The sequence below is a fragment of the Streptomyces sp. DH-12 genome (assembly GCF_002899455.1).
Lineage (GTDB): Bacteria > Actinomycetota > Actinomycetes > Streptomycetales > Streptomycetaceae > Streptomyces.
In genome coordinates this window covers 6,669,864-6,683,164 of the sequence record NZ_PPFB01000001.1, presented here as the reverse complement: position 1 = coordinate 6,683,164, position 13,301 = coordinate 6,669,864, and the positions used below count along the sequence as shown (strand labels likewise).

Here is a 13,301-nt window from a genome sequence, read left to right as displayed (position 1 = left end):
GTGCGCGGTGTGGTGCCTGTAGTTGTAGGGCACGCGCACCGACTTATGCAACTAGTTGCATAATGGGGGTGACGGAGGGCACAGTCCTCTGGCCGGGCTCACCTGCTCTCGAGGCGGACGTGCAGTTCGCGCTCCTGGTCGCCCGAGGCCCCGCTCAGCTCGCTCACGCGGAACAGGTCGTCCAGCGTGGTGCGGAACCGGTCGATCGCCCAGTAGCCGCCGTACACGTCGGCCTCGACCGAGGAGGACAGCCGCGCGGGGCGGGCCCGCCCTTCGCGCGCGTCGGCGACGTCGAACGTGCCGAGCCACACCGTGGGCCGGGTCGCGTGCAGTTCCTCGGGGATGTCGTCGGAGCACCGGTCCGACGAGAAGCACGCGCACAGCGTGTCGAAGACGATCCGGGCGTCGTCCTTGCCGCATCCGCTGATCTCGACCGACACGGACTCCGGGTGCGTGGGCTCGTTGACCATCGTGATCGCTCCTTCCGTGGTCGCACCACCGTCCCCCCGCCCTCCTTCAGCAAAGCACCGGACGCCGGAACGCACTACCCGCGCCCCCCGCACGCCCCTTCCGCGATGACGCGGCCGCGGACACCGGCCAGGATGGGATGAGAGCAGGAACCGGACGACAGGAGCGGCGGAAAATCGCCCTCGCGCGCGGTACAACAAAGGGACGGCGGCGCGGCGACGGCGTGCCGCGGACTCGGCGAAGGCGGGGCGTGGGATGAGCGCAGCGTGGTCACTCCCGGCCGGCGGGGACGGTCCGGTGCGCCCCAGCGGGCTGCTCGACGTCCTGCGCGTCGCCTCGGTCGTCCTGGACGCCGAGGGACGGATCGTGTTGTGGAGCCCCCAGGCGGAGGAGCTGTTCGGTTACTCCGCGCGGGAGGCGCTGGGCCGGTACGCCGCCCGGATCATGGTGCACGAGGAACACCTCGACCTGGTGAAGAAGCTGTTCTCCGAGGTCATGCGCACCGGACGGAGCTGGGCGGGCGCCTTCCCGATCCGGCACAAGGACGGCGGGACCCGGCTGGTGGAGTTCCGCAACATGCGGCTGCTGGACGACCGGGGGCAGGTGTACGCCCTCGGTCTCGCGGTCGACCAGTCGACGGTGCGGCGGCTGGAGCGGGACGTGGCACTGTCCACCCGGATCGTCGCCCAGTCCCCCATCGGGCTGGCCGTCCTGGACTCCCGTCTGCGGTACGTGTCGGTGAACCCGGCGCTGGAGCGGATGAACGGCCTGCCGGCCGAGGAGCACCTGGGCCGCACGATGCGCGAGGTGCTCCCGCTGGTGGACGCGGCTTCGGTCGAGCAGGCCGCCGAGGAGGTGCTGCGGACCGGGCGTCCGCTGGTCGACCGGTCGATGACCGGCCGCACCCCCGCCGACCCGGACGGGGAGCACGCCTGGGCGGTGTCCCTGTACCGGCTGGAGAACGTGCTCGGCACCGTGCTGGGGGTGGCCGTGTCGGTGGTGGACATCACCGACCAGCGGCGGGCGAACGCCGAGGCGGAGACGGCGCGCCGCCGGATCGCGCTGATCGCCGACGCCTCCGCGCGGATCGGCACCACGCTGGACCTGGACCGCACGGCCGGCGAACTGGCGGACGTGGCCGTGCCGGAACTGGCCGACGCGGCCGCGGTGGACCTGCTGGACGCGGTCGCGCGGGGCCGGCGCAGCGTCCTCGGCCCGGCCGAGCCGGCGCTGATGCGAGCGCTGGCGGTGCGCTGGATCGACACGTCCGACGTGCTGCCGGCCGCCGACCCGCCGGGCCGGGTGATCCGGTACGCGCCGGACCGGCTGATCACGGAGTGCGTGCGCACCGGGCTGCCGGTGATGGTGGCGCAGGTGAAGGACGAGGACCTGCTGCGGATCGCCCGCTCCCCCGAGGCCGCCGAGATACTGGCCCGGGCGGGCGTCCATTCGTACCTGGCCGTGCCGCTGATCGCGCGCGGGGAGGTGCTGGGGGCGATCGACCTGATCCGCACCCGCAACCCCCGGCCGTTCGACGAGGACGACCTGCTGCTGGCGCGGGAGCTGGCCTCGCGGGCGGCCGTGCAGATCGACAACGCCCGCTGGTACCAGAACGCCCGCGACACCGCGCTCACGCTCCAGCGCAGCCTGCTGCCCAGCCATCCGTCCGTGACGGGCGGGCTGGAGGTCGCCTCCCGCTACCAGCCGGCGGGCGCCACCAGCGAGGTCGGCGGCGACTGGTTCGACGTGATCCCGCTGGACGACGACCGTACGGCGCTCGTCGTGGGCGACGTGATGGGCAGCGGCATCCCGGCCGCCGCCACCATGGGCCGGCTGCGCACCGCGACCCACACCCTGGCGTCTCTCGGACTCGACCCGGCGGTGCTGCTCGCACACCTGAACAGGATCACCGTGGAGCTGGACGAGGCCATCGCCACCTGTGTCTACGCCGTTCACGATCCGCGCGAGCGGCGCTGCGTCATCGCCAACGCGGGCCATCTGCCCCCGGTCCGCATCCGCGCCGGCCGCACGCCCGAGCTGCTCGACCTGCCCACCGGGGTGCCGCTGGGCGTGGGCGGCGTCGCCTTCTCGACGACCACGGTCGACCTGGAGCCCGGCGACCGCCTGGTCCTCTACACCGACGGCCTGGTCGAAACCCGCCGCGACCCCCTGGACGCCCGCCTCGACCGCCTCCTCGCCCTCCTCGACACCCCGGCCGACTCCCTGGACGAGGTCTGCGAACTCCTCCTGCGCACCCTGCACGAGCCGGACAACTTCGACGACGTGGCCCTGCTGATCGCACGGGTCACGGCGCCGGCGGACTGAGGGCGCGGGGCGCCTCCGGGACGTGCCCCGCGCGGGGTCGTCCACGGCGGCATCCCGGCCCGCGCCGGACAGCGGACGCCGTGACCGCCCACCGGGCCGGCCGCCGAGGGCCGGCCGGGCGCCGTCGGGCGACCCCGGCGCGCCGCGAGCGTGGGCCGCGGTCCGGGAGCCGCCCGTCCCCAGGGGTACGGAGGCCGTGCCGCCGTGACAGGGCGATCCCGGCGGGCGCCCCGGCCCGTGCGGTGATCGGACGCCTGCCGGGCGGCCCGCGAGCACACCGGGTCCGCGCACGCCGCGCTCGCGCACGAGGGCGGGCGCCTCACCGGCAGCCCTGGCGTGCCGGGCGCGTGCACGCGGCCGGGGTCCGCCTTCCGGGGACCGTTCCCCGGGACGCCTGTGCGCTCCCGGCGGCGGCCCGGGTCACGCGGCCGGCCGCCGCCCGTGACCGCGCGCCGGGACAGCACCGCGCCCCTCACGGCCGTGTGCCGATCACCACCTGGGCGTGGCGGTCCTCGCAGACGGCGAGGTGAGGGCCGAGGCCCGCCCGGGAGAACGTGGTGAGGGCCGTCGAGGCCTGGCGGGGGCTCGTCTCGATCAGGAGGGAGCCGCCGGGGGCGAGCCAGGCGGAGGCCTCCGCGGCGACCCGGCGGAGGACGTCGAGGCCGTCCGCGCCGCCGTCGAGGGCGACGCGCGGCTCGTGGTCGCGGGCCTCCGGCGGGAGCAGGGCGATCTCGTCGCTGGGCACGTACGGGACGTTGGCGGCGAGGATGTCCACCCGGCCGCGCAGCCGCGCGGGCAGCGCGTCGAACAGGTCGCCCTGGTGAACCCGCCCGCCGAGGACCCCGACGTTGCGGCGGGCGCAGCGCACGGCGGCCGGGTCGATGTCGGCGGCGTGCAGCTCCACGGCGCCGAGCGCGGCCGCCAGAGCCGCGCCGACCGCGCCCGAGCCGCAGCACAGGTCCACGACCACGGACGCGTCCGGCACCCGGGCGAGCGCCTGTTCGACGAGGAACTCGGTGCGTCGGCGCGGCACGAACACGCCCGGCTCCACGACGATCCGCCGGCCTCCGAACTCGGCCCAGCCGACGACGAGTTCGAGGGGAAGTCCGGCGGCGCGGCGCGCGACCATCGCGTCGACGGCACGCGGGTCGCCCCCGGCCGCGGCGAGGATCATGTCGGCCTCGTCCTCGGCGAAGACGCAGCCCGCCGCGCGCAGCGTGGCCGCGACCGCGTCACGGGACGGGAGGGCGGGGGAAGAAGGGGAACGGTCGGAACGGTGCGGCAAGAGCCCGGCCTTTCGGGAGCCGAAGGGCGCTCTCGGGGTCACCCGCTCCGGGTGGACCGTGTCGCTGCGAGGCGAGAGCACCCGACCTGACAAGCGGTGATGGGTCCCACCTCCTCAACGGTCGGCCGGGTCGGTCCGCGGCCGGACGGCCACCCTACCCGACGGTCTCCCGGCGTTACGGCGCCTTCGAGAACCCCGGCCGGCGCCCGGCTCCCCCGTCCACGGCCTCCTCGGACAGCGCACCCGGGTCACCGAGGGCAGGCGTGCCGCCTCCGGGAGCGGCTCGCGGACCGGCCGGAGGAGGATCTGCGCCGGTTCGCCGGTCCCCCGGTCCGTCACGACGCCCGGCCCGCCGGGGGCACGGGCTGACGACGGGCCGCCCCCCGGCGTGCGCGGGCCGCGCACCGCGTACCGTGGAGCGCGGAACACTTGAGCACCACCTGCAACGGAAACGCCGATCACGTGAACATCACCCGAGGCTTCACCGGCCGTCCGCGCGTGCACGACTCCGGGCTGCCGCCCGGCCAGTACGACGCACGGGACGAGTGGCCCGTCCTGTCCGCCGAGGTCACCCCCGACCTGGCGCCCGAGGACTGGACCTTCCGGATCGACGGCCTGGTGGCCGAGCCCCGCACCTGGGACTGGGAGCAGGCCCACGCGCTGCCCGCCGACGCCTACGAGGGCGACATCCACTGTGTGACGGGCTGGTCGAAGTTCGGGGTGCGGTTCGGCGGTGTCTCCCTGGACGCCTTCCTGGACCAGGTCCGGCCGCTGCCGTCGGCCACGCACGTCGTGGCGTACGCGCACACCGGCTACACCACGAACCTCCCCCTCGCCGACGTGATCGGCGGGCGCGCCTGGATCGCCTGGGAGTACGGCGGTGAGCCGCTGCCCGCCGAGCACGGCGGCCCGGCGCGGCTGATCGTGCCGCACCTGTACTTCTGGAAGAGCGCCAAGTGGATCGCCGGGCTGCGGCTGCTGGACCACGACGAGCCGGGCTTCTGGGAGGGCAACGGCTACCACGCGCGGGGCAACCCGTGGGAGGAGCAGCGGTACTCCGGTGACTGAGCAGATGACGCAGCCGGGCACACCGGTCACGCGCTTCGCCGTGCCCGGGCGCATCGGTGTGAGCCGGCAGGCCGCGTCGGTGTGGCGGACGGCCACGCTGACGGAGATCCGCCGGGAGACGCCCCGCGTGTCCACCTTCCGGTTCGCGGTGCCCGGCTGGCCGGGGCATCTGCCCGGCCAGCACCTGATGGTGCGGCTGACCGCCGGCGACGGGTACACGGCCCAGCGCCACTACTCGATCGCCTCGGCGCCGGACGACTCCGGGCACGTCGAGCTGACGCTGGACCATGTGCGGGACGGGGAGGTCTCCGGCTGGTTCCACACGGTGGCCCGGCCCGGCGACCGGATCGAGATGCGCGGCCCGCTCAGCGGCTTCTTCGCCTGGCCGGGCGACCGGCCCGCGCTGCTGCTGGGCGCCGGCTCGGGCGTCGTCCCGCTGATGTCGATGGTGCGGCACCACCGCGCCCGGAACCTGACGCTGCCGCTGCGGCTGCTGGTGTCGGCGCGCGGCCCCGAGGACCTGATCTACGCGGACGAGTACGGCCCGGAGACGACCCCGGTGTTCACCCGGACCGCCCCGGAGGGCACGGCCGTCGGACGTATGACCGCCGCACATGTGGCGCCGCTCCTGGTCGAGCAGCCTCCCGGTGGGTGGGAGGCCTACGTGTGCGGTTCCAACTCCTTCGCCGAACACGCCTCCAGGCTGCTGGTGGCCGCGGGTCAGCCCGTGGAGCGCATCCGGATCGAGCGCTTCGGCTGACCCGGCCCGACCCGCACGCCTGACCCGCGGAGGGTGTCGTTTCGCGCGCCCGCCGCGGGGGCACCCGGCCCGGACCTGTTCCGCGCGTGCCGTGAGACGCGTCCCGGAGCCGCTGGGTCCGCCGCCCCGCTCGGCCTGTCACCCCCTCGGCTGCGGGGGGACGGCGAGGGGAGGCGAGAGATGCGAACGCGGGTGCTGTCCCGGCGGCGGCGCGGCCCGCTGTGCCGCCGGTCGGACGTCGTCGAGGCGTGGACGGCGGTGGCCGTGACCGTGCTGCTGTGCCTGACGGTTCCGCCGGCGGGGCTGCTGACCACCCGGTGGGCGTACGGGGACGCGCGGGCGGCCGCCGACGAGCAGCGCGCCGAACGGCACCGGGTGCGCGCCGAGGTCCTGGAGCGCCCTTCGACGGCGCGTCCCCCGGCCGGGTCGCAGCGGCCGCACGCCTCCCGGGCGACCGTCCGCTGGACGGATCCGGAGGAGGGCACGCGGACGACCGTGGCGCGGGTGCCGGCCCATGTCCGCCCCGGCGAGCCGGTGCACGTCTGGCTGGACTCCCGGGGTCGCGAGGTGCTGCCGCCGGTCGACGACGCGTCGGTGTGGCAGTACGGCGTCGGCATGGGCACCCTGGCCGCCGGCGGCACGGCGGCCGTGCTGCTGCTCGCGCACCGCGCGGTGCGGCGGGTGGCGCTGCGGCGCCGGCTCGAGGAGTGGGAGCGGGACTGGGCCCGCACCGGACCGCAGTGGACCCGCCGGGGCGTCTGACACCCGCCGGGCGCCCTCCGGGGGCAACCGCTTTCCACGATGCTCACCTGGTCTTTCTCTCCAGCACTCTGGCGACGGACCGCATGATCCACGTAACGTGATCCCGCTGCGCACGGTCCCTTCACGAAGGCGGTCCCCCATGTCCCTGTTCGACCTCTCCCCCGACAAGCTGCGCGCGTACCGCAGTGCGTCCGCGGAGCCCGAGGACTTCGACGCGTTCTGGTCCGGCACGCTCGACGAGGCGCGCCGGCACGACCTGGACGCGCGGTTCGAGCCGGTCGACACGGGACTGACGACCGTGGAGGTCCTCGACGTGACGTTCGCCGGGTTCGGCGGCCACCCGGTGAAGGGCTGGCTGACCCTGCCCGCCGGCGCCGACGCGCCGCTGCCGCTGGTCGTGGAGTTCGTCGGGTACGGCGGCGGCCGCGGGCTGCCGCACGAGCACCTGCTGTGGGCGTCCACGGGCCGGGCGCACTTCGTGATGGACACCCGCGGCCAGGGCAGCGCGTGGGGCGGGGGCGGCGGCACGGCGGACCCGGTGGGCGCCGGCCCGGCGTTCCCCGGCTTCATGACGCGCGGCATCGACGCGCCCGAGAACTACTACTACCGGCGGGTGTTCACGGACGCGGTGCGCGCGGTGGAGGCGGCCCGGTCGCACCCGCTCACCGACGCCGGCCGCACCGTGGCAGTGGGCGCGAGCCAGGGCGGCGGCATCACGCTCGCCGTGGGCGGTCTGGTGCCGGACCTGGCGGGCGTCGCGCCGGACGTGCCGTTCCTGTGCGACTTCCCGCGCGCCATGACGCTCACCGACCGCAACCCGTACCGGGAGATCGGCAACTACCTCAAGACCCACCGCGGCCGGGCGGCGGACGTCCGGCGCACGCTGTCCTACTTCGACGGCGTGCACTTCGCCGCCCGCGGCACCGCGCCCGCCCTGTTCTCGGCGGCGCTGGAGGACCAGACCTGCCCGCCCTCCACGGTGTTCGCCGCCTTCAACGCGTGGGCGCACGAGGACAAGGCGATCGAGGTGTACGACTTCAACGACCACGAAGGCGGCGGCCCTTACCAGGAGGCGGTGAAACTGCGCTGGATGCGGGACCGCGCCTGACGCACCGCACGGTCCCCGCCGGACTGCCGGACCTGGAGAGACACGCCGGAGGCTCCGGCGTGCCGGTCAGCCCTCCCCCCGCTCGGCCACGATCAGCCGCACCCGAGGGCTCCCGTCCCGTCGGCGGCCGAACTCGGGGAGGGCGAGGAACTCCACGCGGAACCCGGCGCGCTCCAGCTCGTGCCACAGGCCGCCGAAGCGCACGGCGCGGTAGTACATGACGAACGGCGGACGCCAGACGGCGTTGCGCACCCGCATGACGGTGTCGAACCCGAGCAGCATCGCGTGGGCGAGGGAGCCGGGCCGGGGCGGTGCGACGACCGGGAGGACGAACCGGCCGCCGGGCCGGAGCACCTTGTGCACCTGCGCGAACAGGCCCGGCAGTTCGCGCGGCAGGAAGTGGCCGAGCGCCCCGAAGCTGACCACGAGGTCGAACTCCGGCCCGAACGGCAGGGCCCGCGCGTCCGCCCGCACCCAGGAGACGTCGGGCCCCTCGGGCCGCGTGCGCGAGCGGGCGACCTCCAGCATCCCGGCGCTGAAGTCCACGCCGGTGACGCCGTCCCGGCACACCTGCCGCAGCACGTCGACGCCCGCGCCGGTGCCGCAGCACAGGTCGAGCCCGGTGCCGTAGGGGCCGGACTCCAGCAGTGCGGCGGCCGTGGCGTCCAGCACGGAGTCGGGGGTGCGGAAGGGGGTGTGGTCGAACTTCGGGGCGAGGAGGTCGTAGCCGCGCTCCACGGACGACAGTGCCTGGACGGCGAGTTCGCTCAGTCGGGGGCCTTCGGGGCTGAACATCCGCCCAGCCTAGAGCCGGTCCGCCGGGGCCGTCCCGGAGTCGCGCCGGGACGGCCCCGTACGGGAGGCGTGCCCCGGGGCCGCGCCTCGGGGTCCGCGCACCGCCGACGGGCCGCCGCAAGCCGGGCAGGGCATCCGGGTACTCGCGAGCGGCTCGCGGCCGGGGCAGCACGGTGTTCGGGACACCCCTTCCTACGTTTGCGATATGACTATCGGATTTGCTTCGCGGGCTGCCGTGTCGGGGTGCGCGCTCTGCGCCGCGGGTCTGCTCGCGCTCGCGCCCGCCGCGGCGACCACCGGTCCCCGCGTCGATCCCGGACCGCGGACGACGGACGCCCCCGCGTCCCTGTTGTACCGGCCCGGCACGCACGTCCGTCCGCGCGCGGGGGCGCCCGAGGTCCCGGACCTGTCCGCCCGCTCCTGGCTGGTCGCCGACGCGGACACCGGCGAGGTGCTCGCGGCGCACGACGCGCACCGCAGACTGCCGCCCGCCAGCACCCTCAAGACGCTGTTCGCGCTGACCGTGATGCCGGTCCTGCCGTCCGGCATCCGGCACCGCGTCCGCCCGGAGGAACTGGAGGGCATCGGCCCGGGGAGCAGTCTCGTCGGGGTCGCCGAGAACCGGACGTACCGCGTCTCCGACCTGTGGAACGGCGTCTTCCTCAACTCCGGCAACGACGCCGTGCGCGTGCTGGCGGCCCTCAGCGGCGGCTGGCGGGCCACGGCCGAACGGATGGAGGAGAAGGCGTGGGCCCTGGGCGCCCGCGACACCCGGGTGAAGTCGCCCGACGGGTACGACGCGCCGGGCCAGGTGTCGTCGGCGTTCGACCTGGCCGTGTTCGGCCGTGCGGGGCTGCGCAGCCCCGAGTTCGCGGAGTACTGCGCGCGGGCGGAGGCGACCTTCCCGGCCCGCGACGGCGGCAGCTACCCGATCGCCAACACCAACCGGCTGCTCACCGGGGCGGACGGGGTCGCCCCCTACCGGGGGCTGATCGGGGTGAAGAACGGCTACACCAGCCACGCGGGGAACACCCTGGTCGCGGCCGCACGGCGCGACGGGCGGACCCTGGTGGCGACGGTGATGAGCCCTCGCCCGGACGACGGGCACGCGGTGTACGAGGAGGCCCGCTCGCTCCTCGACTGGGGCTTCGAGGCGGCGGGGAGGGTGCGTCCGGTGGGCTCCCTGGACGCCCTGCGGAGCGGCCCGCCCGGCGGCCCGGAGGCGGACGCCGTGGCCGTGTCCACGTCCCGCCGGGACGACACCGGCGACCGCCCGGTGTGGTGGACGGTCACCGGGGCCGGGCTGCTGGGCGGAGCGGGCGTGGCGGTGTACCTGCGGCTGAGGTGGGGGCCGGTGCCGAGGGGCTGAGCGCCGGCGAGCGGCCGTCCCGTCCCGCACACCTGAGGTTCGGAGGGTCCCGTGCCCCAGGCCTGACCGCCGGGGGCAGCCGCCCCGTCCCGCACGCCTGAGGTTCGGAGGGTCCCGTGCCCCAGGCCTGACCGCCGGGGGCAGCCGCCCCGTCCCGCACACCTCAGGCGTGCACGGGGCGGCGCCGTGGACCCGCCCACCGACGGGCAGCCGCCCGGCTCCGCACGCCTCACGCGTGGAGCGGCCCGGTGCCGGGGGGCCGGCCTGCCGGGTCACACCTCGTTCAGACGCACACGGGTTCCGCCGTCGCGTCCAGCGCGCTCACCGGACGGATGCCTCCGACCGGGCGGCCTCCGCCGAGTACCGTCTCGCCCGCGAACGCGGTGAGCCGGGCGGGGTCCACGCCCGCACGGGCCAGGGCCGCCGCGGTGACCGGGACGCGGGCCCGGCCGGCGCCGTCGGCGATCTTCACCGCGACGGCCCGCCCGTCGGGCAGCGCGGCCACCTGGACACCCTCGAAGCCGTCCTTGGCGAGCAGTCCGGGCACCGCGCGCATCAGCGCGGCCACGTCCCGGCCGGCGCCGGACGCCATTTCGGCGTGCGTGCGCATCGCGTCGGCGACCCGGCCCTCGGGTGTGCCGGGCAGGGCGCCGGCGATGCGGGCCGCGGCGCGGGCGAGGCCCTCCAGGGACACCGCGAACAGGGGCGCGCCGCAGCCGTCGACGGTGACCGTGGCGACGCGCCGCCCGGTGAGGTCCTCGACGGTCTCGGCGACGGCCTGCTGGAGAGGATGGGCCGGGTCGAGGTAGTCGTCGAGGGACCAGCCGTTCAGCTTCGCCGTGTACAGCATGGCGGCGTGCTTGCCGGAGCAGTTCTGGGCGAGCCGGGAGGGGCCGCGGCCCGCGCGCACCCAGGTGTCCCGGACGGCGGGGTCGAAGGGCAGGTCGGGGACGTTGCGCAGGTGGTCCTCGGTGAGTCCGGTGTGTTCGAGGATGCGCCGGGCGCCGTCGAGGTGGCGCTCCTCGCCGGAGTGGCTGGCCGCCGCCAGGGACAGCAGTTCGCCGTCGAGCGGGAGGCCGGCGCGGACCATGGCCACCGCCTGGACGGGCTTGAGCGCGGAGCGCGGGTAGAAGGCCGCCTCGGGGTCGCCGAGACGGAATGCGACCCGGCCGTCGGCGTCGAGGACGACGACGGAGCCGTAGTGGACTCCTTCGACGACTCCGCCGCGTATCAGGTGGGCGACGGGGGCGTGGCGGGGTGCGCGGACCGGGGGTGCGTCCGCGGGGAGACTGCTGTGCATCACACTGCCTGCGGGTTGTCGGGGCGGGCCGGCGCGGGGGTGGTGCGCGGGCCCGGTGTGCGCGCGGAGCGCACGATGTCGGTGAGGGTGGTCTCGACACGGTCGAGGTGGTGGGTCATGGCCCGGACGGCGTCCTGTTCGGAGCCGCGGGCCAGGGCTTCGACGACGGCCCGGTGCTCACGGTCGGAGTGGGCGCGGCGGCCGCCGAGCTCGTTGAGGAAGGCGGACTGGCGGGCCAGGGCGTCCCGGATCTCCTCGATGACCCGCCGGAACACCGGGTTCTGGGCGGCCTCGGCCACGGTGAGGTGGAAGAGGGTGTCCATGGCCGCCCAGGCGCTGGTGTCGGTCTCCCGCTCCATCCGCTCCAGCAGGCTCCGCAGCCGGTCGAGGTCCTCGGGGCCGCGGCGGCGGGCCGCGTAGCCGGCGACCGGGATCTCCACGTGCCGGCGCACCTCCATGAGGTGTCCGGCCGTGTAGTCGCCGAAGGTGGGGTCCTGCACGGCGTCGGCGACCACGAAGGTGCCCCTGCCGGTGCGGGACACAGTCAGGCCCATGGTCTGCAGCGCCCGCAGCGCCTCGCGCAGCACCGGGCGGGACACCTGGAGGCCGCGGCACAGCTCGGCCTCGGAGGGGAGCTTGTCGCCGATGGCGTATTCACCGCGCTCGATGGCGTCGCGGAGGTGGGCGAGCACCGCCTCCGTCGCGCTGACGCGCCGTGGTGCCGCACCACCTGTCTGGCTGTCTGACAGGTTCACGGGACGATCGTGCGGGCCGGCCGCGCGCACTGTCAAGCGAGGGCGGTGCCGAGGTGGTGCCGGCCACACCCCCGCCCTGGGGGTGACACCCCTCTTTCCCGGGGGGCGACCGTCCTTCCGCATGCGGGTGCCAGCGCCCTTCTTCGCACCGTGGACCACGCCCATACTCAAACGCATGGCCCATTCGACGGTACTGACCGGCAACCATTCCCCGGGTGAGGGAGAACAGCGGACGGAACACCAGGGGAACGGATGGAAAAGAGAGCGGGAGAAAAGCACCGGGAGAGGGAGTGATTTCTCCGAGCTGTCCCGGCGCATGGCGGAGGCGGGACTGCTCCGCCGCCGTCCGCTGTATTACACGGTGCGTTTCACCGCCGTCGGTCTGGCGCTCGCCGGGAGTGTCGCCGCGTTCTTGATCCTGGGCGACAGCTGGGGGCAGCTGTGCGTCGCCGCCGTGCTGGCGGTGGTGTTCGGGCAGCTCGGGCTGGCCGCGCACGACCTGGCGCACCGCCAGGTGTTCTCCCGTCGGCGCCCCAGCGAGATCGGCGGCCTGGTGGTGGCCGACGTGCTGCTCGGCATGAGCTACGGCTGGTGGATGAACAAGCACACGCGCCACCACGCGCATCCCAATCACGAGAACAAGGACCCGGACGTCGCGCCCGACATCATCGTGTGGTCACGCCGTCAGGCTCGGCAGGCCAAGGGTCCGGCCCGGTTCATCGGGAAACACCAGGCGGTCCTCTTCTTTCCGCTGCTGACCCTCGAGGGCCTGAATCTGAGTTTCAGCAGTTTCAAGGCACTGCGGAGTCCGTCGATGAAACGGCCCGTGCTGGAGGGCACGCTGCTGGTCGCGCATTTCGCCGTGTATTTCGGCGGTCTGTTCACGGTTCTCTCCCCCGGCAAGGCGCTCGCGTTCGTCGCCGTCCACCAGGGGCTGTTCGGTCTCTACCTCGGTTCCGTGTTCGCGCCGAACCACAAGGGCATGCCGATGATCGAGGAGGGGACCGAGCTGGACTTCCTGCGCCGCCAGGTGCTGACCTCCCGCAACGTCGACGGCGGTGCGCTGACCGACGTGTTCATGGGCGGCCTCAACTACCAGATCGAGCACCACCTCTTCCCCAGCATGCCGACGCCGGCGCTCGCGAGGGCCCAGGTCATCACCGAGCGGTACTGCGCCGAGCTGGGCATCCCGTACTGCCGGACGGGCCTGCTGGACTCGCACCGCACGGCGCTGCGCCATCTGCGACAGGTGGGCGAGCCCCTGCGCACGGCCGGTCGCTGACCGCCACGGCACCCGCGCCTTCGG

The 13,301-nt window shown here is 74.9% G+C and carries 12 protein-coding genes; 7 read left to right on the top strand and 5 right to left on the bottom strand.

The features are described from left to right. Positions 1-98: 98 nt before the first annotated feature. On the bottom strand, positions 99-470 hold the full coding sequence (locus C1708_RS29315) for a hypothetical protein (protein WP_106415513.1): 372 nt from the start codon (positions 468-470) through the stop codon (positions 99-101). Positions 471-723: 253 nt separating this feature from the next. Between C1708_RS29315 and C1708_RS29310 the strand changes: the two genes are divergently transcribed. After that, the gene (locus C1708_RS29310; RefSeq protein ID WP_106415512.1) at positions 724-2,793 is read left to right on the top strand and encodes a SpoIIE family protein phosphatase; all 2,070 of its coding nucleotides are present in this window, start codon (positions 724-726) and stop codon (positions 2,791-2,793) included. A gap of 472 nt (positions 2,794-3,265) precedes the next feature. On the opposite strand, the gene C1708_RS29305 is transcribed toward C1708_RS29310, so the two are convergent. Continuing rightward, a complete protein-coding gene (locus C1708_RS29305) occupies positions 3,266-4,078 on the bottom strand; it encodes a putative protein N(5)-glutamine methyltransferase (protein WP_106416536.1) in 813 nt (270 codons plus the stop codon). Between the two features lie 462 nt (positions 4,079-4,540). Between C1708_RS29305 and C1708_RS29300 the strand changes: the two genes are divergently transcribed. From C1708_RS29300 to C1708_RS29285, 4 genes are all read left to right on the top strand, one after another. Further along, a complete protein-coding gene (locus C1708_RS29300; protein WP_106415511.1) occupies positions 4,541-5,146 on the top strand; it encodes a sulfite oxidase-like oxidoreductase in 606 nt (201 codons plus the stop codon). A 4-nt stretch (positions 5,147-5,150) separates the two neighbouring features. Further along, positions 5,151-5,906, top strand: a complete 756-nt coding sequence (locus C1708_RS29295; RefSeq protein ID WP_106415510.1) for a ferredoxin reductase — start codon at positions 5,151-5,153, stop codon at positions 5,904-5,906. A gap of 180 nt (positions 5,907-6,086) precedes the next feature. Then, the gene (locus tag C1708_RS29290) at positions 6,087-6,668 is read left to right on the top strand and encodes an Rv1733c family protein (protein WP_106415509.1); all 582 of its coding nucleotides are present in this window, start codon (positions 6,087-6,089) and stop codon (positions 6,666-6,668) included. A 139-nt stretch (positions 6,669-6,807) separates the two neighbouring features. Beyond that, complete coding sequence (locus C1708_RS29285; RefSeq protein ID WP_106415508.1) at positions 6,808-7,776, top strand: acetylxylan esterase; 969 nt, start codon at positions 6,808-6,810, stop codon at positions 7,774-7,776. 66 nt (positions 7,777-7,842) lie between these two features. Here the strand turns inward: C1708_RS29285 and C1708_RS29280 are convergent, their stop codons facing one another. Then, positions 7,843-8,571, bottom strand: coding sequence for a class I SAM-dependent methyltransferase (locus C1708_RS29280; RefSeq protein ID WP_106415507.1), 729 nt, complete (start codon positions 8,569-8,571; stop codon positions 7,843-7,845). A 205-nt stretch (positions 8,572-8,776) separates the two neighbouring features. Here C1708_RS29280 and C1708_RS29275 point away from each other — a divergent pair, with 205 nt between their 5' ends. Beyond that, complete coding sequence (locus C1708_RS29275) at positions 8,777-9,940, top strand: D-alanyl-D-alanine carboxypeptidase family protein (RefSeq protein ID WP_106415506.1); 1,164 nt, start codon at positions 8,777-8,779, stop codon at positions 9,938-9,940. 283 nt (positions 9,941-10,223) lie between these two features. Here C1708_RS29275 and C1708_RS29270 read toward each other — a convergent pair whose 3' ends face one another. Together C1708_RS29270 and C1708_RS29265 are read right to left on the bottom strand one after the other, a co-directional pair. Beyond that, a complete protein-coding gene (locus tag C1708_RS29270; RefSeq protein ID WP_106415505.1) occupies positions 10,224-11,240 on the bottom strand; it encodes an asparaginase in 1,017 nt (338 codons plus the stop codon). Continuing rightward, positions 11,240-11,995, bottom strand: coding sequence for a FadR/GntR family transcriptional regulator (locus tag C1708_RS29265; RefSeq protein ID WP_106415504.1), 756 nt, complete (start codon positions 11,993-11,995; stop codon positions 11,240-11,242). The genes C1708_RS29270 and C1708_RS29265 overlap by 1 nt, the downstream gene beginning before the upstream one ends. Before the next feature lie 175 nt (positions 11,996-12,170). On the opposite strand from C1708_RS29265, the gene C1708_RS29260 reads away from it, so the two are divergent. After that, entirely contained in the window at positions 12,171-13,277 is a 1,107-nt protein-coding gene (locus tag C1708_RS29260; protein ID WP_502696095.1) for a fatty acid desaturase family protein, read from the top strand. Positions 13,278-13,301: the final 24 nt, after the last annotated feature.